We start from the raw sequence: 25,640 nt of genomic DNA on the forward strand, positions 1-25,640 counted from the left end.
CCCGGTCCAGTGCAGTAGCGAAACCCCTGCCCTGGTGGCCTGTGTGGTGAGTTGGCTCGGAAATGTTTTGAGCGAAACCGAACCCACCAACCCGGCCACTTAAGCTAGTTTCAAAGCTCATTCATCAGCCAGCCCTACCGTGTGGGCACAAGGAGATGAGGAATGCCTTCCCTGGATAGCCTGAAATGCCGTCGCAGTCTCGAAGTCGCCGGCAAGACCTACCACTATTACAGCCTGCCCGATGCAGCTGCCCAGCTCGGCGACATCAGCCGGCTGCCCACGTCACTAAAGGTACTGCTGGAAAACCTGCTGCGCTGGGAGGACAACCAGACGGTGCGCGCCGACGACCTGAAATCCCTGGTGAGCTGGCTGGACACCCGCAGCTCCACCATGGAGATCCAGTATCGCCCTGCCCGCGTGCTGATGCAGGACTTCACCGGCGTGCCGGCAGTCGTCGATCTGGCTGCCATGCGCGACGCCGTGGCCAAGGCCGGCGGTGACCCACAGAAGATCAATCCACTGTCGCCGGTGGATCTGGTGATCGACCACTCGGTGATGGTCGACCGCTTCGGCAGCGACCAGGCATTCGAACAGAATGTCGAGATCGAGATGCAGCGCAATGGTGAACGCTACGAGTTTCTGCGCTGGGGCCAGCAGGCCTTCGACAACTTCGCCGTAGTGCCGCCGGGCACCGGCATCTGTCACCAGGTGAATCTGGAATACCTCGGCCAGGTGGTCTGGACCCGCGAAGAGAACGGCGAAACCTTCGCCTATCCGGATACCCTGGTCGGCACCGACTCGCACACCACCATGATCAACGGCCTCGGCGTGCTCGGCTGGGGTGTTGGCGGGATCGAAGCCGAAGCGGCAATGCTCGGTCAGCCGGTGTCGATGCTGATCCCCGAAGTGATCGGCTTCCGCCTGACCGGCAAGCTCAACGAGGGTGTCACCGCCACCGACCTCGTGCTGACCGTAACGCAGATGCTGCGCAAGCACGGCGTAGTCGGCAAGTTCGTCGAGTTCTATGGCCCCGGCCTCGATCACCTGCCGCTGGCCGACCGCGCCACCATCGGCAACATGGCCCCCGAATACGGCGCCACCTGCGGCTTCTTCCCGGTCGATCAGGTGACCATCGACTACCTGCGCCTGACCGGCCGTAACGAAGAGCGCATCGCACTGGTCGAGGCCTACAGCAAGGCGCAGGGCATGTGGCGTGACAGCAACTCGCCCGCCCCCGAGTTCACCGCTACCCTCGAACTGGACCTGAGCCAGGTTCGACCGTCCGTGGCGGGTCCCAAGCGTCCACAGGATCGAGTGACCCTCGGCGATATCGGCGCCAACTTCGATCTGCTGCTGGAAACCAGCGGGCGCCAGCAACAGGCTGATACCGATTTTGCGGTCGCTGCTGAACAATTCCAGCTCAAGCATGGCGCAGTAGTGATCGCTGCCATCACCTCCTGCACCAATACTTCGAACCCAAACGTGTTGATGGCCGCCGGCCTAGTCGCCAAGAAGGCCATCGAGCGCGGACTGCAACGCAAACCCTGGGTCAAGACATCTCTGGCACCCGGCTCCAAGGTGGTGACCGACTACCTCGAGCGCGCCGGCCTGACCCGCTATCTCGACGAACTCGGCTTCAACCTGGTGGGTTATGGCTGCACCACCTGTATCGGCAACTCCGGCCCGCTGCCGGACGCCATCGGCCAGGCGATCACCGATAACGACCTGATCGTGTCATCCGTGCTGTCCGGCAATCGTAACTTCGAAGGCCGCGTACACCCGTTGGTCAAGGCCAACTGGCTGGCGTCGCCGCCACTGGTGGTCGCCTTTGCGCTGGCTGGCACCACACGTATCGACATGGACCGCGAACCGCTGGGCTATGACGCACAGAACCAGCCGGTCTACCTGAAGGATATCTGGCCAAGCAGCGCGGAAATCGCCGAAGCGGTGGCGCGCATCGACGGCGAGATGTTCCGCAGCCGTTACGCCGACGTGTTCAGCGGTGACGAGCACTGGCAGAAGATTCCGGTCAGTGCCGGGGATACCTACGCGTGGAACGCTAATTCCAGTTACGTGCAGAACCCGCCCTACTTCGAGGATATCGGCCAGCCACCGACCCCACCGGCAGATGTCGAGAATGCCCGGGTACTGGCCGTGTTCGGCGACTCGATCACCACCGACCACATCTCACCGGCCGGCAACATCAAGGCCAGCTCACCGGCGGGCCTGTACCTGCAGTCACTCGGTGTGGCACCCGAGGACTTCAACTCCTACGGCTCGCGCCGCGGTAACCACGAAGTGATGATGCGCGGCACCTTCGCCAATATCCGCATCCGCAACGAGATGCTCGGCGGTGAGGAAGGCGGCAACACGCTGTATCAGCCGAGTGGCGAGAAGCTTTCCATCTACGATGCCGCCATGCGCTACCAGGCCGAAGGGGTACCGCTGGTGGTGATCGCCGGCAAGGAATACGGCACCGGCTCAAGCCGCGACTGGGCCGCCAAGGGCACCAATCTGCTAGGCGTGAAGGCGGTGATCGCCGAAAGCTTCGAGCGCATCCACCGCTCCAACCTGATCGGCATGGGTGTACTGGCGTTGCAGTTCGTGAACGACCAGACGCGCCAGTCGCTGGGTCTGAACGGGATGGAGAAGTTGTCGATCCGCGGGCTCGACGCCGACATCAAACCGCGCCAGATGCTCACCGTCGACGTAGAGCGCGCCGATGGCTCGCGTGATTCGTTCCAGGTGCTCAGCCGCATCGATACGCTCAATGAAGTGCAGTACTTCAAGGCGGGCGGCATTCTGCACTATGTGTTGCGCCAACTGATCGCCCACTGAGCGCCACCATGCGGGCGCCCTGCTCCCGCAGACAAAAAAACGCCGGTGCGAATCCATTCGCACCGGCGTTTGCCATTCCGTGGCGCCTGATCTCCAGCTGCCCTGACGTCCATGCCGCCGCCCGGATCCGTGACCGCCAAGTCATCGCTCCCGTCATAGAGCGTCCGGACATGGGCTTAACGTGCCGGAAAGAGATTGCAGATTGATTAAGCCGCACCAGTTGCCAGTGGTCTTATTGCCGGCTTGAAGCAGCTCCGGCCGGCAGCATAGCGCTCAAGAACACAGTGCGGCTGCCGACCCCATAGGTCAGCCTGAGACTCAAAAAAACATAAAGGTCAGGCGCACCACCTTATGAATACCTTGCCAGGCGTGAAAGTCGATGCGTAACAACCAGCCCGTAACTCAACGTGAATATGCCTTTCCCGACCAGCAGCGATTAGTCTCGACTACCGACCTGAAAGGCCAGATCACCTATTGCAACAACATCTTCGTAGAGGTCAGCGGCTTCGATCGCGACGAGCTGATACGCGCACCGCACAATCTGGTACGCCATCCGGATGTGCCGCCGGCCGTGTTCGACCATATGTGGACCACGCTCAAGCAGGGCAAACCCTGGATGGGCATCGTCAAGAACCGGCGCAAGACCGGCGACCACTACTGGGTCAATGCCTATGTCACGCCAATTCTCGATCAGCAGCGGCAGGTGACAGGCTACGAATCGGTACGGACCAAACCAACCCGGGAACAGGTGCAGCGCGCTGAAGCACTGTATGAGCGGATCAACTCCGGCAAGAGCGGCGTGCCCCAGAGCGATCGCTGGCTCCCGGTGCTGAGCAAGTGGTTGCCCTTCCTGATCATCAGTCAGCTCGGATTTCTCGTCGGCGCAGGCTTCGACCATGCCCTGGGGTTCATCGCCGCAGCCGCGCTTGCCGTTCCGCTCGGACTTGCCGGCTTGCAGTGGCAGCAACGCGGTCTGAAACGCTTGTTGCAGCTGGCGAGCCAGACCACCAGCGATCCGCTCATTGCACGCATGTATACCGACAGCCGTGGCGTAGAAGCCCAGCTCGAGATGGCGATGCTCAGTCAGCAGGCGCATCTGAAAACCTGCCTCACCCGCCTGCAAGACACCGCTGTACAACTGCAAGGCCAAGCCAAGCAGGCCGACTCGCTGGCACAGAGCTGCGCAAATGGCCTGGCGCAGCAGAATCAGGAAACCGAACAGGTAGCGACTGCCATCAACGAAATGGCTGCGACCACTCAGGAAGTAGCAAGCAACGTCGCCCTGGCGGCCGAAGCCACCCGCGAAGCGAGCCGTCTCACCATTCATGGTCGCGAGGTCACCGCGGAGACACGAAAGGCGATACAGCAGCTGGCCGATTCGGTAGCCAGTACCGGCGAGGCGGTCAATCAGCTAGCCAACGACAGCGACGCAATCGGTGGCGTGGTCGATGTGATCAAGAGCATTGCCGATCAGACCAACCTTCTGGCCCTCAACGCTGCGATCGAAGCGGCACGGGCCGGCGACAGCGGACGCGGGTTTGCCGTGGTTGCAGATGAGGTACGGCAGCTGGCACAACGCACTGCCGAGGCCACTGGCGAAATTCACCAGCTGATCGAGAAGCTGCAACTGCAAGCTCGACACGCCGTTCAGACCACCGAAGAAGGTCGTGTCCAGGCCACGCGTGGTGTCGACCAGGTTGCTCAGGCGGACCAGGCCCTGACCGGCATAAACGAGGCGATGGGCAACATCATCGACATGACCACGCAGATCGCCTCGGCAACCGAGGAGCAAAGCGCAGTGGCCGATGAGATCAGCAACAACGTCAGCACCATTGCCCGCCTGGCCGATCAGACCTCGGGAGACGCACGCAGCTCGGCGCTGCTTAGCGAAGACCTCGCCGCAACGGCCGAAGGTCAGTACGCGCTGGTGGAACGCTTCAACCGCTGAGTTCGCCCGGCAGCCGGTGTCGCTTGACCCGGCTGCCTCCTGCAAGAATCAAGGCCGAGCAAGCCCCCGCAGAAACACTGCGATCACGTCCGCGGCGCTGTCGAGATGCTCTGCGTGAGTCGATCCGGAGCGTTTCAGTGGCTTGAGGTCATGATCTGCCGTCGTGAGCCAGTGCAGCGCGATAGCCGGTGACAGCTCGTACTGCTCCACCGTTTCGCGGTCGCCGAGGACGTCCCGCTCTCCCTGAACGATCAAGGTCGGCGTCTGCAGCGTGGCGAGGTGGGCCACCCGAGGTTTTTCCGGCTTGCCGGCGGCATAGAACGGATAGCCCAGGCACACCAGTGCATCCGCCTCCAGTTCATCGGCCAACAGGCTCGCCATGCGCCCGCCCATCGACTTGCCGCCGATGGCCAGCGGTCCTGTGGCCTGCTGTCGCACCAGCTCATGGATTTCCCGCCACTCCGCCAGTAACTGGGCCTGGGGACTGGGTGGGCGCTTTGCCGCACCCACCCGCCGCTGCGCCATGTAGGTGAACTCGAACCGACCGACCGCAATGCCACGCACGGCAAGGCGTTCGGCCATTTCTTCCATGAAGGGGCTGTCCATCGGTGCGCCAGCGCCGTGGGCGAGAATCAGGCTCGCGATCGCGTCGTCTGGCGCTCGGTTCCAGCGGACGGAATGCCCTTTGTCACTTTGTGTGTATTGATCCGGGTCAATACCGGCAGATTGCCCTTTCCCCATCCTTGCCTCGCTTTCTATTAGAAAGAAAAAAACTGCTCATTACCCGTGGATGGAAGCCCATACATGAACACAGCAACCAGTACCGCCTACAGTTACAAGGTGGTCCGCCAATTCGCCATCATGACGGTGGTGTGGGGAATCGTCGGGATGGGGCTCGGCGTTTTCATCGCAGCACAATTGGCCTGGCCATTTCTGAACCTTGACCTCCCGTGGACCAGTTTCGGTCGTCTACGTCCATTGCACACCAACGCGGTGATCTTCGCCTTCGGCGGCTGTGCTCTGTTCGCGACGTCCTACTACTCGGTCCAGCGCACCTGCCAGACCACCCTGTTCGCGCCGAAACTGGCCGCGTTCACCTTCTGGGGCTGGCAGCTGGTCATCCTGCTCGCCGCAATCTCCCTGCCGCTGGGCTTCACCAGCTCCAAGGAATACGCGGAACTGGAGTGGCCGATCGACATCCTGATCACCATCGTCTGGGTGGCCTATGCGATCGTCTTCTTCGGCACGCTGGCGACACGCAAGGTCAAGCACATCTACGTCGGTAACTGGTTCTTCGGCGCCTTCATCCTGACCGTGGCGATCCTGCACATCGTCAACAACCTGGAAATCCCGGTCACCGCGATGAAGTCCTACTCGGTTTACGCCGGTGCAACCGATGCGATGGTGCAGTGGTGGTACGGCCACAACGCCGTGGGCTTCTTCCTCACCGCAGGCTTCCTCGGGATCATGTACTACTTCGTGCCGAAGCAGGCCGAGCGTCCGGTGTATTCCTATCGCCTGTCGATCGTCCACTTCTGGGCACTGATCACCGTCTACATCTGGGCCGGTCCGCACCACCTGCACTACACCGCGCTGCCGGATTGGGCGCAGAGCCTGGGCATGGTGATGTCGCTGATTCTGCTGGCTCCGAGCTGGGGCGGCATGATCAACGGCATGATGACCCTCTCGGGCGCCTGGCACAAACTGCGTAGCGACCCGATCCTGCGCTTCCTGGTGGTATCGCTGGCGTTCTACGGCATGTCGACCTTCGAAGGTCCGATGATGGCCATCAAGACCGTCAACGCCCTCTCCCACTACACCGACTGGACCATCGGCCACGTACACGCCGGCGCCCTCGGCTGGGTTGCCATGGTGTCCATCGGCGCGCTGTATCACCTGATTCCGAAGGTCTTCGGCCGCGCCCAGATGCACAGCGTCGCGCTGATCAACACCCACTTCTGGCTGGCTACCATCGGCACCGTGCTCTACATCGCCTCGATGTGGGTGAACGGTATCGCCCAGGGCCTGATGTGGCGCGCGATCAATGACGACGGCACGCTGACCTACTCCTTCGTCGAAGCACTGGAAGCCAGCCACCCCGGTTTCGTGGTGCGCATGATCGGTGGTGCGATCTTCTTCGCCGGCATGCTGGTGATGGCCTACAACACCTGGCGCACCGTGCAGGCTGCCAAGCCCGCCGAGTACGACGCTGCCGCGCAGATCGCCTGAGGAGCCTAGGTAAATGAAATCGCACGAGAAACTAGAAAAGAACGTCGGGCTGTTGACCCTGTTCATGATCCTGGCGGTGAGCATCGGCGGTCTGACCCAGATCGTCCCGCTGTTCTTCCAGGACGCCGTCAACGAGCCGGTCGAAGGCATGAAGCCCTACACCGCGCTGCAACTGGAAGGCCGCGATCTGTACATCCGCGAAGGCTGCGTCGGCTGCCACTCGCAGATGATCCGCCCGTTCCGTGCTGAAACCGAGCGCTACGGCCACTACTCCGTTGCTGGCGAAAGCGTCTACGACCACCCGTTCCTGTGGGGCTCCAAGCGTACCGGTCCGGACCTGGCCCGTGTCGGTGGCCGTTACTCCGATGACTGGCACCGTGCGCACCTGTACAACCCGCGCAACGTAGTGCCCGAGTCGAAGATGCCGTCCTACCCGTGGCTGGTCGAGAACACCCTGGACGGCAAGGACACCGCCAAGAAGATGTCGGCACTGCGCACCCTCGGCGTGCCGTACACCGAAGAAGACATCGCCGGCGCTCGTGACTCCGTCAAGGGCAAAACCGAGATGGACGCCATGGTGGCCTATCTGCAGGTGCTCGGCACGGCTCTGACCAACAAGCGCTAATCGCAGCCAAGAAAAATGACGGCTGCCAAGCCAGCCGTCAGGGACTTCAATCGCGGACAGCCAGAGTTGCTCGGGCTGTCCAGGAGTAGCACATGAGCACTTTCTGGAGTGGATACATCGCCCTGCTGACGCTGGGCACCATCGTCGCTCTGTTCTGGCTGATCTTCGCCACCCGCAAGGGCGAGTCGGCCGGCACCACGGATCAAACGATGGGTCATGCCTTCGACGGCATTGAGGAATACGACAACCCGCTGCCGCGCTGGTGGTTCCTGCTGTTCATCGGCACGCTGGTGTTCGGCATCCTTTACCTCGTGCTCTATCCGGGCCTGGGTAACTGGAAAGGCGTCCTGCCCGGCTACGAAGGTGGCTGGACCCAGGAGAAGCAGTGGGAGCGCGAGGTCGCCCAGGCCGATGAGAAGTACGGCCCGATCTTCGCCAAGTACGCAGCCATGTCGGTGGAAGAAGTCGCTCAGGACCCGCAAGCCGTGAAAATGGGTGCGCGCCTGTTCGCCAACTACTGCGCGATCTGCCACGGGTCTGACGCCAAGGGTTCTCTCGGCTTCCCGAACCTGGCCGACAGCGATTGGCGCTGGGGTGGTGACGCGGCCTCGATCAAGACCACCATCCTGAACGGCCGTATCGCGGCCATGCCGGCATGGGGCCAAGCCATCGGCGAAGAAGGCGTAAAGAACGTTGCAGCCTTCGTCCGCAAGGAACTCGCTGGTCTGCCGCTGCCTGAGGGCACTGACGCCGATCTGGGCAAAGGCAAAGAGGTCTATGCACAGACTTGCTCCGTTTGCCACGGCCAGGGTGGCGAGGGTATGGCTGCATTGGGTGCGCCGAATCTTCAGCATGCCTCCGGCTGGATCTACGGCTCGAGCCTCAGCCAGCTGCAGCAGACCATCCGCCACGGTCGCAATGGTCAGATGCCTGCTCAGCAACAGTATCTGGGTGACGACAAGGTTCACCTGCTAGCCGCCTACGTTTACAGCTTGTCGCAGAAACCGGAACAACTCGCCAAGCAGTAAGTCGTAAAAGGGCGGTACACTCGTACCGCCCTTCCCGCCTTGTCCCCAGGCAATTCCGTCACGCTGCGACCATCTGTCGCATCACCAGCCGACCGAAGACCTTCCCCGCCCGCTTACGCACTTCTAAGCTTTGCTTCCGACTCGCCGCGCCACCTAGAACCATAAGGCGAACTCGGTATTTCTGGCGCACCGGCCTGGTGCGAAACATCCCTGCGCAGCGCATGGAAAACGCTTTAAATCAGGGTTTTGGCCAGCAAAGAGAGCCCGGGCGTGGTTTGCATTGCCCCCCTGCTTTCTCCATACTTGCCGCCGTTTTTGCCTTCGAAAATGCCATTAGCGTGGAAGCCTTGCATGAGCACAGCAATAAGTGAGACTGCTTATAACTATAAGGTGGTTCGCCAATTCGCCATCATGACGGTGGTATGGGGAATCATCGGGATGGGCCTGGGTGTCTTGATCGCCGCGCAGTTGGTGTGGCCCTCGCTCAACTTCGACCTGCCGTGGACGAGCTTCGGCCGTCTGCGACCATTGCACACCAACGCGGTGATCTTCGCCTTCGGTGGTTGCGCACTGTTTGCCACGTCCTATTACGTGGTTCAGCGCACCTGTCAGGCGCGGCTGTTCTCCGACGGACTTGCAGCCTTCACCTTCTGGGGTTGGCAGGCTGTGATCGTGCTTGCGGTCATCACTCTTCCGCAGGGCTTTACCAGCTCCAAGGAGTACGCGGAACTGGAGTGGCCGATCGACATCCTGATCACTCTGGTGTGGGTGTCGTACATCGGCGTGTTCTTCGGCACCATCATGAAGCGCAAGGCCAAGCACATCTATGTGGGCAACTGGTTCTTCGGCGCCTTCATCCTGGTTACGGCGATGCTGCACATCGTCAATAACCTGGAAATCCCGGTGTCCTGGTTCAAGTCCTACTCGATCTACTCGGGTGCGACTGACGCCATGGTGCAGTGGTGGTACGGCCACAATGCCGTAGGTTTCTTCCTGACCACCGGCTTCCTGGGCATGATGTATTACTTCGTGCCGAAGCAGGCCGAGCGCCCGGTGTACTCCTATCGCCTGTCGATCGTCCACTTCTGGGCGCTGATCACCCTCTACATCTGGGCCGGCCCACACCACCTGCACTACACCGCGCTGCCGGACTGGGCGCAGAGCCTGGGCATGGTGATGTCGATCATCCTGCTGGCTCCGAGCTGGGGCGGCATGATCAACGGCATGATGACCCTCTCGGGCGCCTGGCATAAGCTGCGCACCGACCCGATCCTGCGCTTCCTGGTGGTATCGCTGGCGTTCTACGGCATGTCGACCTTCGAAGGTCCGATGATGGCGATCAAGACCGTCAACGCACTATCCCACTACACCGACTGGACCATCGGCCACGTACACGCCGGCGCCCTCGGCTGGGTCGCGATGATCACCATCGGTTCGATGTACCACCTGATCCCGAAAGTGTTTGGTCGCGAGCAGATGCACAGCATCGGCCTGATCAACGCGCACTTCTGGCTGGCCACCATCGGCACCGTGCTCTACATCGCCTCGATGTGGGTCAACGGCATCACCCAGGGCCTGATGTGGCGCGCGATCAACGAAGACGGCACGCTGACCTATTCCTTCGTGGAAGCACTGGAAGCCAGCCACCCAGGCTTCATCGTCCGCGCACTCGGCGGCGCCTTCTTCCTCGCCGGCATGCTGCTGATGGCCTACAACACCTGGCGCACCGTGCGTGTCGCCAAAGCAGCCCAGTACGACGCTGCCGCGCAGATCGCTTGAGGAAACGGATAGATGAAGAACCACGAAATACTTGAAAAGAACATCGGTCTGCTGACCCTGTTCATGATCCTGGCGGTGAGCATCGGCGGTCTGACCCAGATCGTCCCGCTGTTCTTCCAGGACGCCGTCAACGAGCCGGTCGAAGGCATGAAGCCCTACACCGCGCTGCAACTGGAAGGCCGCGATCTGTACATCCGCGAAGGCTGCGTCGGCTGCCATTCGCAGATGGTGCGTCCGTTCCGTGCGGAGACCGAGCGCTACGGCCACTACTCCGTTGCCGGCGAAAGCGTCTATGACCATCCGTTCCTGTGGGGCTCCAAGCGTACCGGTCCGGACCTCGCCCGTGTCGGCGGCCGCTACTCCGATGACTGGCACCGTGCGCACCTGTACAACCCGCGCAACGTAGTGCCCGAGTCGAAGATGCCGTCCTACCCGTGGCTGGTCGAGAACACCCTCGACGGCAAGGACACCGCCAAGAAGATGTCGGCGCTGCGCACCCTCGGCGTGCCCTATACCGAAGAAGACATCGCTGGTGCCCGGGATGCCGTTCGCGGCAAGACCGAGATGGACGCCATGGTGGCTTACCTGCAAGTACTCGGCACTGCACTCACCAACAAACGGTAACGCATGATGGAAATCGGGACTCTTCGCGGCCTGGGCACAATTCTGGTATTCGTCGCCTTCATCGGCGTGGTGCTCTGGGCCTACAGCAGCAAACGCAAGCAAAGCTTCGACGAAGCAGCCAACCTGCCCTTCGCAGACGACGAGACCGACGCCAAGAAGCGTGATGAAGAAGCTTCCAGGAGTAAGAAATAAATGACCTCGTTTTGGAGTTGGTACGTCACCCTGCTGAGCCTCGGCACCATTGCCGCGCTGGTGTGGCTGCTACTGGCAACTCGCAAGGGCCAACGCCCTGACAGCACAGAAGAAACTGTCGGCCATTCCTATGACGGCATCGAGGAATACGACAACCCGCTGCCACGCTGGTGGTTCATGCTGTTCGTCGGCACCGTGATCTTTGCCCTCGGCTACCTGGTGCTGTATCCGGGACTGGGCAACTGGAAAGGCATCCTGCCCGGCTATGAAGATGGCTGGACCCAGGTAAAGGAATGGCAGCGCGAGATGGACAAGGCCGATGAGCAGTACGGCCCGCTGTATGCCAAGTACGCTGCCATGCCGGTCGAAGAAGTTGCCAAGGATCCGCAAGCCTTGAAGATGGGTGGCCGCCTGTTCGCCTCCAACTGCTCGGTCTGTCACGGCTCCGACGCCAAGGGCGCCTACGGCTTCCCGAACCTGACCGACGACGATTGGCTGTGGGGCGGTGAGCCTGAGACGATCAAGACCACCATCCTGCATGGCCGTCAGGCTGCAATGCCGGCCTGGAAGGACGTGTTCGGTGAAGAAGGCATCCGTAACGTGGCTGGCTACGTTCGCAGCCTCTCTGGCCGTGATACCCCAGAGGGTATCAGCGTCGACATTGAGCAGGGTCAAAAAATCTTCGCCGCCAACTGTGTAGTCTGCCATGGACCGGAAGCCAAGGGCGTTGCAGCCATGGGCGCGCCGAACCTGACCGACAATGTATGGCTCTATGGTTCGAGCTTCGCTCAGATCCAGCAGACCCTGCGCTACGGTCGCAACGGCCGCATGCCGGCCCAGGAAGCAATCCTTGGCAATGACAAGGTGCACTTGCTGGCAGCCTACGTCTACAGCCTGTCGCAGCAACCGGAGCAGTGAAAGATCGAGGTCGGGAGTGACGTCCTGTCACACCCGACCTCAAAGCTCCGGGCGTACCATTCGCAGCTGGACAGAAAAATGATCCTGGTTGGCACGTATCGACCAGGACACCCACCTTCCGCCGTGGTACGCACTCGATGACTGAGCAGATCCCCGTTCGTGATGTAACCCCCCCGTCCAAGGCCGGAGCGTCAGCTGACCTTTACGCCGCGCGCGAAAAGATCTACACCCGGGCCTTCAGCGGCTTGTTCCGCAACCTGCGACGCGTTGGCGGCGCAGTTCTGTTTATCCTGTTCTTCGGAACCGTCTGGCTAAACTGGAACGGCCGTCAAGCCGTCTGGTGGGACCTGCCAGAGCGCAAATTCCATATCTTCGGGGCTACGTTCTGGCCTCAGGATTTCATGCTGTTGTCGTGGCTGCTGATCATCTGCGCCTTCGGCCTGTTCTTCATCACGGTCTTTGCCGGCCGTGTCTGGTGCGGCTACACCTGCCCGCAGAGTGTCTTCACCTGGGTATTCATGTGGGCCGAAAAGATCACCGAAGGTGATCGCAACCAACGCATGAAACTCGACAAGGCGCCAATGAGCGCCAACAAGTTCGCTCGCAAACTCGCCAAGCACGCGATCTGGCTGGCCGTCGGCATTCTGGTGGCCATCACCTTCGTCGGCTATTTCACGCCGATCCGCGAGCTGGTGCCCGATCTGCTCACCTTGAACGTCAACGGCTGGGCTGCGTTCTGGATCGGCTTCTTCACCCTTGCCACCTACGGCAGCGCCGGCTTCTTGCGCGAGCAGGTGTGCATCTATATGTGTCCGTATGCGCGCTTCCAGAGCGTGATGTTCGACAAGGACACCCTGATCGTCTCCTACGACCCGCGTCGCGGCGAAAAACGTGGTCCACGCAAAAAAGACGCGGACTACAAAGCCATGGGTCTTGGCGATTGCATCGACTGCACGATGTGCGTGCAGGTCTGCCCCACCGGTATCGATATCCGTGACGGACTGCAGATCGAATGCATCGGCTGTGCTGCATGCATCGACGCCTGCGACGCCATCATGGACAAGATGAACTACCCGCGCGGTTTGATCAGTTACACCACTGAGCACAACCTGTCGGGCCAGAAGACTCACCTGCTGCGTCCGCGCCTGATCGGCTATGCGGTTGCGCTGCTGGCCATGATGAGTCTGTTCTCCTACGCCGTGTATGATCGCCCGCTGGTCAAGCTGGACGTGCTCAAGGATCGTGTGCTCTACCGCGAGAACGAGTTGGGCAACATCGAAAACGTCTACACCCTGAAAATCATGAACAAGGCTCAACGCGAGCAGACCTTCGTGATTGAGGCATCCGGCCTGGACGGCCTGGTCTATGAAGGTCGCAGTGAGGTACGCGCCGAAGCAGGCGAACTGGTCACCATTCCGGTTGAACTGTCCATCGCGCCTGAGAAGCTACCTTCGAGCACCAATGAGATCGTCTTCAGCATCCGCTCGATAGACGATGCATCGATAAACGATGATGCCGACAGCCGTTTCATCGGCCCGAGCATCCGCTAAGCAAGGTAATACATGCGCTCTGAAAACGAACAAACGCGTTGGTACACCCAGTTCTGGGCTTGGTTTGTCATCGCAATATTGGTCTTCGCGGTTGTATTGGGGCTGTCACTGCTGACCATCGCGATTCGCAATGCCGACACGCTCGTCGCGGACAATTACTATGACGCCGGAAAAGGCATCAATCAGTCGCTGGAGCGCGAGAAGCTGGCGGAGCGTCTGCAAATGCAGGCGAGCATTTCACTCAATGACGAGCGGGGCCTTGCCGAGGTGCAGCTGAGCGGCGCAAGCCGCCCGCAACAGCTGGTGCTGAATTTGCTCTCTCCGACCCAACCCGAGCGTGATCGTCGCGTCATCCTGCAGCCTCAGGGAGATGGTCTCTATCAAGGACAGATGCAGGAGCCGATCAGCGGTCGCCGCTTCATCGAACTGCTCGGCCGGGAAGGCGAGCAGGACTGGCGCCTGTACGGGGAAAAGACCATCGAGACTGGCCGCGCCGTCGAACTGAAGCCTTGATCAGCTGATGGCAAAACCCCTTCCCTGTTACCACTGCGGCCTGCCAGTTCCGACTGGCAGCCCGTACCAGGCCCGCGTGCTGGGAGAGATGCGGGCCTTGTGCTGCCCAGGCTGTCAGGCAGTTGCCGAAGCTATCGTCAAAGGTGGCCTGGAAAGCTACTACCAGCATCGAAGCGACACCGCCATCAATCCGCAGTCGCTCCCACAGGAGCTTAATGAGGAGATGGCCCTGTACGATCGCAAGGATGTACAGCAGCCCTTCGTTCAGCACCAGGGCGAGTTGGCCAGTACATCGTTGATGATCGAAGGCATCAGCTGCGCCGCCTGCGGCTGGCTGATCGAGCGTCACCTGCGCAACCTGAACGGCGTGGCCGAGGCCAGTCTCAATCTGTCCAACCACCGATTGAGCGTACGCTGGAGCGATGCCCAGCTTCCGCTCAGCGAGCTGCTAGGGGAGCTGCGTCGAATCGGTTATGCGGCCCACCCCTATCAGGCCGATCAGGCCGCCGAGCGTCTGGCCAGCGAGAACCGCCGATCCTTGCGGCAACTGGGCGTCGCCGGCCTGCTCTGGATGCAGGTGATGATGGCCACCATGGCCACCTGGCCGGAGTTCAATCTCGACCTCTCGGAAAGCTTCTTTGTCACGCTGCGCTGGACGGCTCTGCTGCTGACCACGCCGATCGTGTTCTATTGCTGCACAGATTTTTTCAAGGGAGCCCTGAGAGATCTGCGCACCCGCCACCTGACCATGGACGTCTCGGTCTCGCTGGCCATCGGCGGCGCCTACGTTGCCGGTATCTGGTCGACGATTACCGGCCAGGGCGAACTCTACTTCGATGCTGTGGGCATGTTTGCCCTGTTTCTGCTGGCCGGGCGTTACCTGGAGCGACGCGCGCGCGAGCGCACCGCAGACGCTACGGCACAGCTGGTCAATCTGCTGCCGGCGTCGTGCCTGAAGCTCGATGCCGACGGGCACAGCAATCGCATCCTGCTCAGCGAACTGCAACTGGGTGACCGTGTGCTGGTGCAACCTGGCGCATTGATTCCTGCAGACGGGACCATCATCAGTGGCCAATCGAGCGTCGACGAGTCGGTTCTCACCGGCGAATACCTCCCCCTCCCGCGCGGTTGCGGCGACGCAGTGACCGCTGGCACGCTGAATGTCGAAGGCCCGCTGACCGTCGAAGTGCAGGCCTTGGGCGATGACACCCGCCTGTCCGCTATAGTCCGCCTGCTGGAACGCGCCCAGGCGGACAAACCCAAGCTTGCCGAATTGGCCGACAAGGTCGCGCAATGGTTCCTGCTGGTGGTGTTGGTGGTTGCAACCGTCGTAGGGCTGGTGTGGTGGCAAATCGACCCTCAGCGTGCGTTCTGGATCGTGCTGGCGCTATTGGTTGCCACTTGCCCTTGCGCACTCTCGCTGGCAACTCCAACGGCACTCACGACAGCAACCGGCACGCTGCACAAACTCGGCCTGCTGCTGACCCGCGGGCACGTGCTCGAGGGTCTCAATCAGATCGATACCGTGGTATTCGACAAGACCGGCACCCTCACCGAGGGGCGCCTGACGCTTACCGCCGTACACCCACTCGGCGCCCTCGACGCCGATGCTTGCTTGGCGCTGGCCGCAGCTCTCGAGAACCGCTCCGAACATCCGATTGCGCGTGCCTTCGGCCGTGCACCTCTGGCCGCCGAATCGGTCGAGACGGTGCCGGGGCTCGGCTTGCTGGGCTGCGTCGAGGGACGCAACCTGCGTATAGGCCAACCCAATTTCGTCGCCGAAGGCTTTTCCCAACCGGCGCCCGTCATTCCCGGTGAACAAGGCCAATGGCTGCTGCTTGGCGATGAACGGGGTCCGCTGGCTTGGTTGGTGCTCGACGACCGTCTTCGTGACGATGCGCCTGCTTTGCTGGCTGCTTGCCGTCGTCGCGGCTGGCAGACATTGCTGCTCTCCGGCGACAGCTCGCCTATGGTCGGCCAGATTGCTAAAGAACTCGGCATCGACCAGGCCGAAGGCGGCATGACTCCTGCTGCGAAGCTCACGCGACTGCAGGCACTGCAAGCTCAGGGGCATCGGGTGCTGATGCTCGGCGATGGGGTCAATGACGTCCCGGTGCTCGCGGCAGCGGACATCAGCGTTGCCATGGGGTCGGCCACCGACCTGGCAAAAACCAGCGCCGATGCAGTGCTGCTATCCAACCGCCTCACCAGCCTGGCACAGGCTTTCGACGTTGCGCGGCGTAGCCGCCGCATCATCATCGAAAACCTCACCTGGGCAAGCCTGTACAATGGCCTGATTCTGCCCTTTGCCGCCATCGGCTGGGTGACTCCGCTCTGGGCAGCGCTGGGTATGTCGATCAGCTCGCTGCTGGTGGTTTTGAATGCCCTGCGGCTGACACGTCAGCCTGCGAATAACGGCTGACTCCAGTCGAGATGTGCTGTGGCGCGGCAGTTGCGTACTTAGTTGACGCCACTGCCGCACAGTAATCGCAGCTGAAGACTTCGCTTCGGATCCTGGAGGTTCTGATGGCCGCTTTGTATATCCTCATCCCTGTTGCGGTGGTCCTGGTGGCCGTTGCGATCTGGGTATTCTTTTGGGCCGTGAACAGCGGGCAATTCGACGATCTCGACGGGCCCGCCCATAGCATCCTGTTCGATGATGAGGAGCCGCAGAAGCCTACCGGCTCCGAACTACAGAAAAACCCGGAAACCGAGCAACGGAAACGCAACGGTGAGTGAGCTGGCGCCGCTGCTGCTGTCCGCATTCGTGCTAGGCCTGCTCGGGGGCGGTCATTGCCTGGGCATGTGCGGCGGCCTGATGGGTGCGCTGACCATGGCCATTCCGGCTGATCAGCGCGCCAAGCGCCTTCGCCTGTTGATCGCCTACAACCTGGGTCGCGTATCGAGCTATGCCCTTGCCGGCTTCCTCATTGGCCTGGCGGGCTGGGCGGTTGCCAACAGTCCCGCAGCGATGGCGCTGCGCGTCGTTGCCGCGCTATTGCTGATTACCATGGGCTTGTATCTGGCGGGCTGGTGGAGCGGGCTGACGCGCATCGAGGCCTTAGGTCGAGGCCTTTGGCGCCATATCCAGCCCGTCGCCAGCCGCTTCATGCCTGTCACCAGCGTGCCGCGCGCCCTGCTATTGGGTGCGCTGTGGGGCTGGCTGCCCTGCGGCCTGGTCTATAGCACGCTGTTGTGGTCGGCCAGCCAGGGCGATGCGCTGGATAGCGCAATGCTGATGCTGGCCTTTGGCGTCGGCACGTGGCCGGTACTGCTTGCCACAGGCCTGGCTGCCGAGCGGCTTACCGCCTTGTTACGCAAGCGTGGCGTACGGGTCATCGGCGGCGTGATGGTGATTCTTTTCGGCCTGTGGACGCTGCCCGGCCCGCACCAGCAGTGGCTGATGGGGCATGGCGCGGTGGCTTCACACGGGCAGCACGCGCACTAGGGTAGCGCTGGCGAGGCATCAGGGCTCCTTGGGCAACTGCCGCTTGTGCGCCGTTTTGTCGTAGGTTTCGACAATGATTCGGGCGGCCTCGTCCGGTACTGGCTTGCCCTGTAGAAAATCATCGATGTTGCTATAGCTGACGCCATGGGCGGCCTCGTCGGGCTTGCCTGGCGAGAGCTCCTCGAGGTCGGCGGTGGGCACCTTGTGCACCAGTTGATCCGGAGCACCCAGTGCTGCCGCAATCTGCCGAACCTGATCCTTGACCAAGCCGGCAAGCGGGGTCAGGTCACACGCGCCATCACCAAATTTGGTGAAGAAGCCCATCACCGCCTCGGCCGCATGGTCGGTACCGATAACCAGGCCCTGTCGAGCATTGGCGATGGTGTACTGAGCAACCATGCGCATCCGTGCCTTGGTGTTCCCCAGTACGAAATCACGCTGCGCAGGGCTCAGCGGGTCGAGCGCCTGCGTGGCCGCCGCCAGCCCCAGCACGGCAGTGCCGATATTCACGGTATGGCACTCGTCGGGCTTGATGGTATCCACCGCCATCTGGGCTTCATGCTCGTCGCGCTGCACCTGATAAGGCAGGCGCACGGCAATGAAACGATAGTCGTCTCCCTCTCCCGCTTCGCGCATAGCAGCGACCGCTCGTTGCGCCAGCAGGCCCGCAGTGGTTGAGTCGACCCCGCCACTGATCCCCAACACCAGGGTTTTCAGGCCCGACTCGCGCAAGCACGACTGGATGAAGCTCACTCGGCGATCAATTTCAGCCTGTACCGACTCCGGCCCGCTGAATGGTGCGCAGACTTTGAGCGCGGTTGCGATTTCCTGCTGGCGGCTGTGCATGAAACTCTCCTCTGTTGATATGAAGGCTCTGCAGAAACAACAAGACACTGCATGATCATCTGACCACGAATCAGCGAGATCCCTCCGGCTGTCGGCACCGATCTGGCCCAGCGCGCTAGCGTCGGATCAAGTTTGATACAGGTCAAGTCTGCCGCAGGGCCCTGCCCCTAAAATCCAGCGACCGCCGTCATGACCGGGAACGCACATGCTCGACTCCATTCGCTGGGATTCCGACCTGATCCGTCGTTACGATCAGGCTGGCCCGCGCTATACGTCGTACCCGACCGCGGCCCAGTTCAATGACAGGATCGGCTCGTTCGACCTGCTGCATGCGCTGCGCAGCAGCCGTCAGGCGTCACGCCCGCTGTCCCTTTACGTCCACCTGCCGTTCTGCGCAAACGTTTGCTATTACTGCGCATGCAACAAGATTGTCACCAAGGATCGGGGCCGCGCACTGCCCTATCTGGAGCGCCTCGAAAAAGAAATCGAGCTGATCGCCTGCCACCTGAGCAAGGATCAGGTGGTGGAGCAGCTACACCTCGGTGGCGGCACGCCCACGTTCCTCAGCCATGACGAACTGCGCCGGCTGATGAGCCATCTGCGTCAGCATTTTCACCTCCAGGATGACGACCACGGCGATTTCGGCGTCGAAGTCGATCCGCGTGAGGCCGACTGGCCTACCATCGGCCTGCTGCGCGAGCTCGGTTTCAACCGCATCAGCATTGGCGTTCAGGATCTCAACCCGGACGTACAACGCGCTATCAACCGCATGCAGACGCTCGAGCAGACGCGCACCATCATCGAAGCGGCCCGCACGCTGCAGTACCGCTCGCTGAACGTGGACCTGATCTATGGTCTGCCGCTACAGACCCCGGCAGGTTTCGGCAAAACGGTCGAGGCGATCATTGATCTGCAGCCCGATCGGCTGTCGCTATTCAACTATGCCCACCTACCCGAACGCTTTGCGCCACAGCGGCGCATAAATGCCGCGGACCTACCCGCGCCGAGCGAGAAGCTACGCATGCTCGAGCAGAGCATCATGCTGCTTGCCGATGCGGGATATCGCTACATCGGCATGGACCACTTCGCCCTGCCAGATGATGAACTGGCGATGGCGCAGGAAGACGGTAGCCTGCAACGAAATTTCCAGGGTTACACCACCCACGGCCATTGCGATTTGGTGGGCCTGGGGGTTTCAGCGATCAGCCAGGTCGGCGATCTCTATTGTCAGAACGCGTCGGACATAGCGGCCTACCAGCAACGTCTGGACCAGAACCAGCTGGCCACCGCAAGGGGGTTGCGCTGCAATCAGGATGATCGCATCCGCCGCGCGGTCATTCAGTCGCTCATCTGCGACTTCGCCCTCGGCTTCGAGCAGCTCCAGCGCGATTACGCAGTCGATTTCCGCCAGTATTTCGCCGACGCATGGCCAATGCTGGAGCAAATGTCGGCGGACGGCCTGATCGAACTGAGTGATTCCCACCTGCTGATCCAGCCAGCCGGGCGTCTTTTGGTCAGATCAATTTGCATGCTTTTTGATCACTATCTGCCTGAGCATACCAATCACGGTTTTTCGCGCGTGATCTAGGGAACTTTTTCTGCTCTGCCAGTCCTGCGACGCTCTAGCCGATTGGCCATCGCAGACGTCCTGAGTTAACCTTGCGCGCTATAACCAGGTTTCCAGGAAGCCATCTATGTCCGAATCGATCAAGGTCCGTGCGCAGCGGCAAGCCCATTGCAAGGATTGCAGCCTTTCCGGGCTCTGCCTGCCCCTGTCACTGAACATGCACGACATGGACGCTTTGGATGACATCGTCAAGCGTGGCCGTCCGCTGAAAAAAGGTGAAACCCTATTCCGTCAGGGTGACGTTTTCAGTTCTGTATTCGCGGTACGCTCCGGTGCGCTGCGTACCTTTAGCGTGACCGATGGCGGCGAGGAGCAAATCACCGGCTTCCATCTGCCTAGTGAGCTGGTGGGGTTGTCCGGCATGGATACCGAAAGCTATCCGGTCACGGCCCAGGCACTGGAAACCACCTCAGTCTGCGAGATTCCCTTCGAGCGTCTCGACGAGCTGAGCGTGCTGCTGCCGCAGTTGCGTCGTCAGCTCATGCGCATCATGAGCCGGGAAATCCGCGACGATCAGCAAATGATGCTACTGCTGTCGAAAAAAACCGCCGATGAGCGCATTGCGACCTTCCTGATCAACCTCTCTGCGCGCTTCAGTGCAAGGGGTTTCTCGGCGAACCAGTTCCGCCTGCCCATGTCACGCAACGAGATTGGCAATTACCTGGGTCTGGCAGTCGAAACCGTCTCGCGCGTGTTCACCCGGTTTCAGCAGAACGGCTTGCTCGAGGCCGAAGGCAAGGAGGTACGCATCCTCGATTCCATCGGTCTGTGCGCCCTTGCCGGCGGCGCCATGGACGTCTGAGTTCACCGCGTTTGGAGCAGTCCGATGATCTTCGATGAGTTCAGCATCAAGACCTTGATACGCCCGGTGCCGGATTTCCCCCGTCCAGGCGTGGTATTCCGTGACATAACACCGCTGTTCCAATCACCGAAAGCGCTGCGCATGGTTGCCGACAGCTTTATTCAGCGCTACGTTGAAGCCGAGTTCACGCATATCGGCGCCCTTGACGCCCGCGGCTTTCTGGTTGGCTCGATTCTCGCGTACGAACTGAACAAGCCACTGGTCCTCTTCCGCAAGCAGGGCAAGCTGCCGGCGGATGTGCTGTCCCAGGCGTATTGCACCGAATACGGAGAGGCTCATCTCGAGATTCATGCCGACAGCCTGTGCGAGGGTGATTCGGTGCTGCTGTTCGATGACCTGATCGCCACGGGTGGCACTCTCATCGCCGCTGCGCAACTGGTCCGACGCATGCGCGCGCACATACACGAAGCGGCTGCGATCATTGACCTGCCAGAACTGGGCGGGTCGCAAAAGCTCCAGGATATGGGCATTCCCACCTTTACCCTGACCGCCTTTGCCTTGAGCGACCGCTAACGACGAGCTCCGCCCGATCCGGCTTTACTCGACGCGATCTGAAGGAAATATCTCGTGTTTACGATGCTTCAGCGCAGCCTGCTCATCCTTGCTCTGGCTTGCGTCTCGCCCTCCTTCGCATCTGATCGCGACACACTGCTGGATCAGGCAAACCTCCTGCTACTGCCGCGCGAACGCGCCATACCCGAATTTGAGCTGGTCGATCAGGATGGCCAGCCATTCACCAGCGCGTCACTCCAGGAGCGCTGGCACATTCTATTTTTCGGCTTTACGGCGTGCCCTGACATCTGCCCCACTACCTTGAGCGACATGCGCCGGCTGCTAAGCCAGCTGCCCGCCGACACCCGCGAGCGGGTGCAGCTGGTATTGCTCAGTGCCGATCCTGCGCGCGATACACCGCAACAATTGAAGACCTACTTGAGCTACTACCGTGCAGGCTTCGTTGGCGTGACCGGAGACATGGACCAGTTGCAAAAGCTGTCCAAAGCCCTGGGGCTCCCCTTCGTTCCAGCCAGCGAAACTGAGGGCGATTACAGTGTCAGCCATAGCGGCAACCTGGCTTTGGTGGCACCGAATGGCAGTTTGCGCGGGCACATTCGCGCGCCATTGAAGCTGGATGGGTTGCGCGAGATGTTGCCGCAGGTACTAGACAAAGAGCGCTGATTTACCGTCGAAGCCGTTCCGCAAAAATCAGTGGCAGTCCAACGTATCAGCCAGTACATAGGCCTGGAACGCCACCTCGTCGACCCATTGCCGGGTCAGCTCAGCCAGTTGCCCGTCCGCTTCCCACTGTGTCAGCGACGTATTGATCTGCTGCTGCAGATCTGAGTCATCCGTAGCCAGGCTTAAATGCCGTTTGGCATCGGTAAGCGCTGGCAACAGATGCCTGTAGAGCTGCCACTCTGGCAAGGTGGCGATCTCTTTCAACAACACATCGTCATCGACTACCGCACGGCATTCGCCGAGCTTGAGACCAATGAGCGCATGCGCCGTGCTCGGATATTCATGTGGGCGTGCAGCGAAGCGAGTACGCAAAATCTCGCTATGTGGGCTATCTCGGCTGACACAGACCAACTGTCCCTGTAAATCGGACCAGGCACCAAGACCGCCTTCCGTGGCACTGAGCGCGGCGGGCGCAGCGCGATAGTAGATGGCAGCCTTGGCGGGGTCAGCCTCGACCACGCGCACATCAGCGTCTTGCGCCGAGGCTACAGGCGAAGCGAGACGTCCAAGGCCCTCAGCCACCCGCTCTAGCAACGCCAGCTCGAAGCTCTCCGTTTCGCTGCTGGAGAGTGCCCGGAACTGGGGCAATTGAACCCGCAGCGGCTCTGCGAGCAACGCCGTCGGGCCGAGCAAGGCCAGACAAAGAGCGACGCACAAAAACCTGGACACAGGGGCCTCAGACGTACTGGTAACGCAACATGCGTTGCTTGAACTTCTCCAGTACCACCTGATCGATCAGCGTGGCGAGGATGGCGATGACCAGAATGTTCATCATCACACCCACCATGTCGGCAATTTCGCCCGAATAGGCGAGCGAGCGGCCGAGCCCCTGACCGAAACCGATCAGCATCTCCGCGGAGATCAACGCCCGCCAGGCATTACCGAACGCCAATTGCGCACCCGTGATCAGTTCGGGCATCACGGCTGGCAGGTAGACACGCCGCAGCAGCTGCCAGCGCGACGCTCCCATTACCCGCGCGGCAGACACATGCACCGGCTGCACGCTCTCCGTGGCATTCATCACCGAAAGCGCCATCGGGAAGAAGGCGGCAAGGGCTACGACGACGATGATCGGCAGGTTGCCGAAGCCCATCACGATCAGGAACAGCGGCACCCAGGCGATCGACGGAATCGACTGCAGGATGACGATGGCCGAACGCAGAATCTCGCGGAAGAAAAACAGCACACCTCCGACCAGACCGAAACCAATGCCAAACAACAGGGCGAAGCTGTAGCCACTACCAAGCCGGCTCATGCTGCCATAAAGCCCTTCGCGGAACTCAGGCTGCTGGACGGTGGTAACCAGGCGCTCGAAGACGGTTGGAATGCCAGGCATCAGAAAGGCCGGCAGACTCCAGGCTGCAGCCTGCCAAATCAGCAGGATGAACAGGATGGCCAGAACGACGGCAAGGTACTTCTTGGGCCCAGTAAGGCGACGTGCCTGGCTCATGGGTGCGTTACCTCCGTCTTGATGCCCAGCAGGCTGAGAATTTCCTTACGCTCGGCAGCGAAATCCGACAGGTCGTGGCTCTTCTCACAATGCGTGAAGTTGAAGGTTTTCAGCACGCGCGTCGGCCGTGCACTGAACACCAGCACGTGATCGGCCAGGTAAAGCGCTTCGTCGACATCGTGGGTAACCAAAAGCACGGTAGGCTGATGCTCCTCGATCAGCTCGCGCAACACGTCCTGCAATGCCATACGGGTCAAGGCATCGAGCGCACCGAACGGCTCATCCAGCAGCAGCACCTCTGGCTTGGCGATGAAGGCGCGAGCCAAAGCCGTGCGCTGACGCATGCCGCCAGATACCTGATGCGGGTAGTAATGCTCGAATCCATTCAACCCAACGCGCTCTAGCCAGCTCTGGGCCTGCTCGAACGCGTTGCTCTTGGCGACGCCTTGCAGTTCGAGCGCCATGGCGACATTGCCCTGCAGGCTCAGCCAGGGATACAGCGCGTGCTCCTGAAAGACCAGGGTGCGTCGCGGACTCGGCTCGGCGATCGGCTTGCCGTCGGCAAGCACGCGTCCGGCGCTGGGCTTCTCCAGCCCCGCCACCAGGTGCAGCAGGGTCGATTTACCGCAGCCGGAGGGTCCGACCAGGGCAACCAGCTCGCCCTGGGCGAATTCGCCGCTGAAGCCCTTGATGACTTCGAGCTGCCCGAAGCGCTTGTCTACATCTTCAAACCTGAGCTGCATAAAAATCCGCAAATCCAGAAACGAAATTGCCCGGCAATGCGGGCGGGGTAAACGGCCCGGCAAAAAGCCGGGCCCTGATGATACCGAACCGAAAACCGCTTAGAGTTCGCGCGCTTCCTGCCAGGTCAGATCGAGGATCGCACTGGTGTCGAACGACTTGCCATCACGGGTCTTCAGCGAGCCTTGCTCCTGCAGGATGTCAGCCAGCTCCTGGATACGCGCGAGGTCATTCGCGTCGAGCTTCGCGCTGAAGGTCTGGGTGCCGATTGCTTCTTCGATTACAACTTCACGCGGCAGCTCGCCACGCTTGAGCGTCTTCAGGGTCGGCTCGGCTATGAAGTAGCTGGCAATCAGCTTGGCCGCCTCGGCTGGCTGCTTGTCGAGCATCTCGATAGCTTCGCGCTGGGCGTCCAGCGATTTCCAGACAGCGTCCTTGCGCTTGGCCAGGGTTTCGCCGGAAGTGATCACCACCATGCAAGGGAATGGCCATACCTCCCCGATCTCATAGACCTGACGGACCGGTGCCACCAGTTGCGCGATACGGTCATAAGGCTCGAACAGGAAAGCCGCATCGACACGGCCGGATACAAGCGATTGCACCGCCACCGCAGGACTGACACCCATGATGTTGACATCGCTCGGCTTGAGGCCGGCGCTCTTCAAGGTCACACCGCGCAGAACCGCGTCGGCCGTGCTGCCTTCGCGCTGGGAAGCAAGGGTGCGGTCCTTCAGGCCCGCGACATCCTGAATATTCGTGTCTTCCCTTACCAGAATCGAGTGATAACCCTGCTGCGCGCCGCCTACCACCTTCAGGTCCGCACCCTTGGACGCCCAGGCCACCGCATTGGTAAAGCCCAACACACCGGTATCCAGCTGCCCGCCAACAATGGCCTTGATCAGATCGGTGCCGGAGCTGAACTCGATCAGCTCGACGTTCAGGCCGTGCTTCTCGTACAGCCCGGCCTCATGCGCAACCATCGCCTGAGCATCATCCATCACTCGGATGTAGCCAACCTTGAACTTCTCTTGCGCCTGGGCGAACGCGCTCAGGAGCACAAGAGCAGGAACCAGCCAAAGCTTTGCTTTCATTCTGACCTCGATCGGATAGCCAATGCATATAACCAGATCGAAGGATTATATTCGATCTGGTTATATAACTTTTATGGCTTAGAACTTTACCCGAA

At 61.0% G+C, this 25,640-nt stretch carries 24 protein-coding genes; 18 read left to right on the forward strand and 6 right to left on the reverse strand.

Translation table 11 applies throughout. The features are described from left to right. The first annotated feature begins 162 nt into the window (after nucleotides 1-162). Both acnA and PSEST_RS12300 read left to right on the forward strand, forming a co-directional pair. On the forward strand, nucleotides 163-2,838 hold the full coding sequence (acnA, locus tag PSEST_RS12295; protein ID WP_015277302.1) for an aconitate hydratase AcnA: 2,676 nt from the start codon (nucleotides 163-165) through the stop codon (nucleotides 2,836-2,838). A 379-nt stretch (nucleotides 2,839-3,217) separates the two neighbouring features. Then, nucleotides 3,218-4,786: a methyl-accepting chemotaxis protein gene (locus tag PSEST_RS12300; RefSeq protein ID WP_015277303.1), complete on the forward strand. Its 1,569-nt coding sequence runs from the start codon at nucleotides 3,218-3,220 to the stop codon at nucleotides 4,784-4,786. 48 nt (nucleotides 4,787-4,834) lie between these two features. Here the strand turns inward: PSEST_RS12300 and PSEST_RS12305 are convergent, their stop codons facing one another. Continuing rightward, nucleotides 4,835-5,527 carry an alpha/beta family hydrolase gene (locus tag PSEST_RS12305; RefSeq protein ID WP_015277304.1) on the reverse strand — a complete coding sequence of 231 codons (693 nt, stop codon included), beginning with the start codon at nucleotides 5,525-5,527 and terminating at the stop codon, nucleotides 4,835-4,837. 63 nt (nucleotides 5,528-5,590) lie between these two features. Here PSEST_RS12305 and ccoN (PSEST_RS12310) point away from each other — a divergent pair, with 63 nt between their 5' ends. The 12 genes from ccoN (PSEST_RS12310) to PSEST_RS12365 all read left to right on the forward strand — a co-directional run bounded on the left by ccoN (PSEST_RS12310) (nucleotide 5,591) and on the right by PSEST_RS12365 (nucleotide 17,692). Further along, nucleotides 5,591-7,015 carry a cytochrome-c oxidase, cbb3-type subunit I gene (ccoN, locus tag PSEST_RS12310; RefSeq protein ID WP_015277305.1) on the forward strand — a complete coding sequence of 475 codons (1,425 nt, stop codon included), beginning with the start codon at nucleotides 5,591-5,593 and terminating at the stop codon, nucleotides 7,013-7,015. Between the two features lie 13 nt (nucleotides 7,016-7,028). After that, on the forward strand, nucleotides 7,029-7,640 hold the full coding sequence (gene ccoO, locus PSEST_RS12315) for a cytochrome-c oxidase, cbb3-type subunit II (RefSeq protein WP_003301811.1): 612 nt from the start codon (nucleotides 7,029-7,031) through the stop codon (nucleotides 7,638-7,640). A 92-nt stretch (nucleotides 7,641-7,732) separates the two neighbouring features. Next, nucleotides 7,733-8,668, forward strand: a complete 936-nt coding sequence (gene ccoP, locus PSEST_RS12320) for a cytochrome-c oxidase, cbb3-type subunit III (protein ID WP_015277306.1) — start codon at nucleotides 7,733-7,735, stop codon at nucleotides 8,666-8,668. A 351-nt stretch (nucleotides 8,669-9,019) separates the two neighbouring features. After that, the gene (ccoN, locus tag PSEST_RS12325) at nucleotides 9,020-10,447 is read left to right on the forward strand and encodes a cytochrome-c oxidase, cbb3-type subunit I (RefSeq protein WP_015277307.1); all 1,428 of its coding nucleotides are present in this window, start codon (nucleotides 9,020-9,022) and stop codon (nucleotides 10,445-10,447) included. Between the two features lie 12 nt (nucleotides 10,448-10,459). Further along, complete coding sequence (gene ccoO, locus PSEST_RS12330) at nucleotides 10,460-11,071, forward strand: cytochrome-c oxidase, cbb3-type subunit II (protein WP_015277308.1); 612 nt, start codon at nucleotides 10,460-10,462, stop codon at nucleotides 11,069-11,071. 6 nt (nucleotides 11,072-11,077) lie between these two features. Beyond that, nucleotides 11,078-11,263, forward strand: a complete 186-nt coding sequence (locus tag PSEST_RS12335; protein WP_003294837.1) for a CcoQ/FixQ family Cbb3-type cytochrome c oxidase assembly chaperone — start codon at nucleotides 11,078-11,080, stop codon at nucleotides 11,261-11,263. Next, the gene (gene ccoP, locus PSEST_RS12340; RefSeq protein ID WP_015277309.1) at nucleotides 11,264-12,181 is read left to right on the forward strand and encodes a cytochrome-c oxidase, cbb3-type subunit III; all 918 of its coding nucleotides are present in this window, start codon (nucleotides 11,264-11,266) and stop codon (nucleotides 12,179-12,181) included. It abuts the gene before it with no gap. A gap of 137 nt (nucleotides 12,182-12,318) precedes the next feature. Beyond that, nucleotides 12,319-13,731: a cytochrome c oxidase accessory protein CcoG gene (ccoG, locus tag PSEST_RS12345; RefSeq protein WP_015277310.1), complete on the forward strand. Its 1,413-nt coding sequence runs from the start codon at nucleotides 12,319-12,321 to the stop codon at nucleotides 13,729-13,731. Between the two features lie 12 nt (nucleotides 13,732-13,743). Continuing rightward, nucleotides 13,744-14,244 carry a FixH family protein gene (locus PSEST_RS12350; RefSeq protein ID WP_015277311.1) on the forward strand — a complete coding sequence of 167 codons (501 nt, stop codon included), beginning with the start codon at nucleotides 13,744-13,746 and terminating at the stop codon, nucleotides 14,242-14,244. 7 nt (nucleotides 14,245-14,251) lie between these two features. Further along, on the forward strand, nucleotides 14,252-16,666 hold the full coding sequence (locus PSEST_RS12355; protein WP_015277312.1) for a heavy metal translocating P-type ATPase: 2,415 nt from the start codon (nucleotides 14,252-14,254) through the stop codon (nucleotides 16,664-16,666). Nucleotides 16,667-16,770: 104 nt separating this feature from the next. After that, nucleotides 16,771-16,983 (forward strand): cbb3-type cytochrome oxidase assembly protein CcoS, encoded by a 213-nt coding sequence (gene ccoS, locus PSEST_RS12360; protein ID WP_015277313.1) that lies wholly within the window; start codon nucleotides 16,771-16,773, stop codon nucleotides 16,981-16,983. Then, nucleotides 16,976-17,692, forward strand: coding sequence for a sulfite exporter TauE/SafE family protein (locus tag PSEST_RS12365; protein ID WP_015277314.1), 717 nt, complete (start codon nucleotides 16,976-16,978; stop codon nucleotides 17,690-17,692). The genes ccoS and PSEST_RS12365 overlap by 8 nt, the downstream gene beginning before the upstream one ends. An 18-nt stretch (nucleotides 17,693-17,710) precedes the next feature. On the opposite strand, the gene nadE is transcribed toward PSEST_RS12365, so the two are convergent. Continuing rightward, the gene (nadE, locus tag PSEST_RS12370; RefSeq protein WP_015277315.1) at nucleotides 17,711-18,538 is read right to left on the reverse strand and encodes an ammonia-dependent NAD(+) synthetase; all 828 of its coding nucleotides are present in this window, start codon (nucleotides 18,536-18,538) and stop codon (nucleotides 17,711-17,713) included. Nucleotides 18,539-18,743: 205 nt separating this feature from the next. Between nadE and hemN the strand changes: the two genes are divergently transcribed. From hemN to PSEST_RS12390, 4 genes are all read left to right on the forward strand, one after another. After that, nucleotides 18,744-20,126, forward strand: coding sequence for an oxygen-independent coproporphyrinogen III oxidase (gene hemN, locus PSEST_RS12375; RefSeq protein ID WP_015277316.1), 1,383 nt, complete (start codon nucleotides 18,744-18,746; stop codon nucleotides 20,124-20,126). A gap of 106 nt (nucleotides 20,127-20,232) precedes the next feature. Then, entirely contained in the window at nucleotides 20,233-20,967 is a 735-nt protein-coding gene (gene fnr, locus PSEST_RS12380) for a fumarate/nitrate reduction transcriptional regulator Fnr (RefSeq protein WP_015277317.1), read from the forward strand. Between the two features lie 24 nt (nucleotides 20,968-20,991). After that, on the forward strand, nucleotides 20,992-21,540 hold the full coding sequence (locus PSEST_RS12385) for an adenine phosphoribosyltransferase (RefSeq protein ID WP_015277318.1): 549 nt from the start codon (nucleotides 20,992-20,994) through the stop codon (nucleotides 21,538-21,540). Between the two features lie 54 nt (nucleotides 21,541-21,594). Then, nucleotides 21,595-22,203, forward strand: a complete 609-nt coding sequence (locus tag PSEST_RS12390; protein WP_015277319.1) for an SCO family protein — start codon at nucleotides 21,595-21,597, stop codon at nucleotides 22,201-22,203. Between the two features lie 27 nt (nucleotides 22,204-22,230). Here PSEST_RS12390 and PSEST_RS12395 read toward each other — a convergent pair whose 3' ends face one another. The 4 genes from PSEST_RS12395 to PSEST_RS12410 form a co-directional block, all read right to left on the reverse strand. Further along, nucleotides 22,231-22,932 carry a transporter substrate-binding domain-containing protein gene (locus PSEST_RS12395; protein ID WP_015277320.1) on the reverse strand — a complete coding sequence of 234 codons (702 nt, stop codon included), beginning with the start codon at nucleotides 22,930-22,932 and terminating at the stop codon, nucleotides 22,231-22,233. 7 nt (nucleotides 22,933-22,939) lie between these two features. Continuing rightward, the gene (locus tag PSEST_RS12400; protein ID WP_015277321.1) at nucleotides 22,940-23,713 is read right to left on the reverse strand and encodes an ABC transporter permease; all 774 of its coding nucleotides are present in this window, start codon (nucleotides 23,711-23,713) and stop codon (nucleotides 22,940-22,942) included. Then, nucleotides 23,710-24,456, reverse strand: a complete 747-nt coding sequence (locus PSEST_RS12405; RefSeq protein ID WP_015277322.1) for an ABC transporter ATP-binding protein — start codon at nucleotides 24,454-24,456, stop codon at nucleotides 23,710-23,712. The genes PSEST_RS12400 and PSEST_RS12405 overlap by 4 nt, the downstream gene beginning before the upstream one ends. 99 nt (nucleotides 24,457-24,555) lie before the next feature. Beyond that, a complete protein-coding gene (locus PSEST_RS12410; protein ID WP_015277323.1) occupies nucleotides 24,556-25,545 on the reverse strand; it encodes an ABC transporter substrate-binding protein in 990 nt (329 codons plus the stop codon). Nucleotides 25,546-25,640 lie beyond the last annotated feature (95 nt).

This window comes from Stutzerimonas stutzeri RCH2, assembly GCF_000327065.1.
Taxonomy (GTDB): Bacteria; Pseudomonadota; Gammaproteobacteria; order Pseudomonadales; family Pseudomonadaceae; genus Stutzerimonas; species Stutzerimonas stutzeri_AE.

Excerpts from the sequence above, each read along its gene's own strand:
- ccoN (WP_015277305.1), top strand. The coding sequence starts at position 5,591 with ATGAACACAGCAACCAGTACCGCCTACAGTTACAAGGTGGTCCGCCAA.
- PSEST_RS12355 (WP_015277312.1), top strand. The coding sequence starts at position 14,252 with ATGGCAAAACCCCTTCCCTGTTACCACTGCGGCCTGCCAGTTCCGACT.
- ccoG (WP_015277310.1), top strand. The coding sequence starts at position 12,319 with ATGACTGAGCAGATCCCCGTTCGTGATGTAACCCCCCCGTCCAAGGCC.
- hemN (WP_015277316.1), top strand. The coding sequence starts at position 18,744 with ATGCTCGACTCCATTCGCTGGGATTCCGACCTGATCCGTCGTTACGAT.
- ccoP (WP_015277309.1), top strand. The coding sequence starts at position 11,264 with ATGACCTCGTTTTGGAGTTGGTACGTCACCCTGCTGAGCCTCGGCACC.
- PSEST_RS12405 (WP_015277322.1), bottom strand. The coding sequence starts at position 24,456 with ATGCAGCTCAGGTTTGAAGATGTAGACAAGCGCTTCGGGCAGCTCGAA.
- ccoP (WP_015277306.1), top strand. The coding sequence starts at position 7,733 with ATGAGCACTTTCTGGAGTGGATACATCGCCCTGCTGACGCTGGGCACC.
- PSEST_RS12410 (WP_015277323.1), bottom strand. The coding sequence starts at position 25,545 with ATGAAAGCAAAGCTTTGGCTGGTTCCTGCTCTTGTGCTCCTGAGCGCG.
- ccoO (WP_015277308.1), top strand. The coding sequence starts at position 10,460 with ATGAAGAACCACGAAATACTTGAAAAGAACATCGGTCTGCTGACCCTG.
- PSEST_RS12350 (WP_015277311.1), top strand. The coding sequence starts at position 13,744 with ATGCGCTCTGAAAACGAACAAACGCGTTGGTACACCCAGTTCTGGGCT.
- PSEST_RS12300 (WP_015277303.1), top strand. The coding sequence starts at position 3,218 with ATGCGTAACAACCAGCCCGTAACTCAACGTGAATATGCCTTTCCCGAC.
- fnr (WP_015277317.1), top strand. The coding sequence starts at position 20,233 with ATGTCCGAATCGATCAAGGTCCGTGCGCAGCGGCAAGCCCATTGCAAG.
- PSEST_RS12385 (WP_015277318.1), top strand. The coding sequence starts at position 20,992 with ATGATCTTCGATGAGTTCAGCATCAAGACCTTGATACGCCCGGTGCCG.
- ccoS (WP_015277313.1), top strand. The coding sequence starts at position 16,771 with ATGGCCGCTTTGTATATCCTCATCCCTGTTGCGGTGGTCCTGGTGGCC.
- PSEST_RS12400 (WP_015277321.1), bottom strand. The coding sequence starts at position 23,713 with ATGAGCCAGGCACGTCGCCTTACTGGGCCCAAGAAGTACCTTGCCGTC.
- acnA (WP_015277302.1), top strand. The coding sequence starts at position 163 with ATGCCTTCCCTGGATAGCCTGAAATGCCGTCGCAGTCTCGAAGTCGCC.
- nadE (WP_015277315.1), bottom strand. The coding sequence starts at position 18,538 with ATGCACAGCCGCCAGCAGGAAATCGCAACCGCGCTCAAAGTCTGCGCA.
- ccoO (WP_003301811.1), top strand. The coding sequence starts at position 7,029 with ATGAAATCGCACGAGAAACTAGAAAAGAACGTCGGGCTGTTGACCCTG.
- ccoN (WP_015277307.1), top strand. The coding sequence starts at position 9,020 with ATGAGCACAGCAATAAGTGAGACTGCTTATAACTATAAGGTGGTTCGC.
- PSEST_RS12305 (WP_015277304.1), bottom strand. The coding sequence starts at position 5,527 with ATGGGGAAAGGGCAATCTGCCGGTATTGACCCGGATCAATACACACAA.
- PSEST_RS12335 (WP_003294837.1), top strand. The coding sequence starts at position 11,078 with ATGGAAATCGGGACTCTTCGCGGCCTGGGCACAATTCTGGTATTCGTC.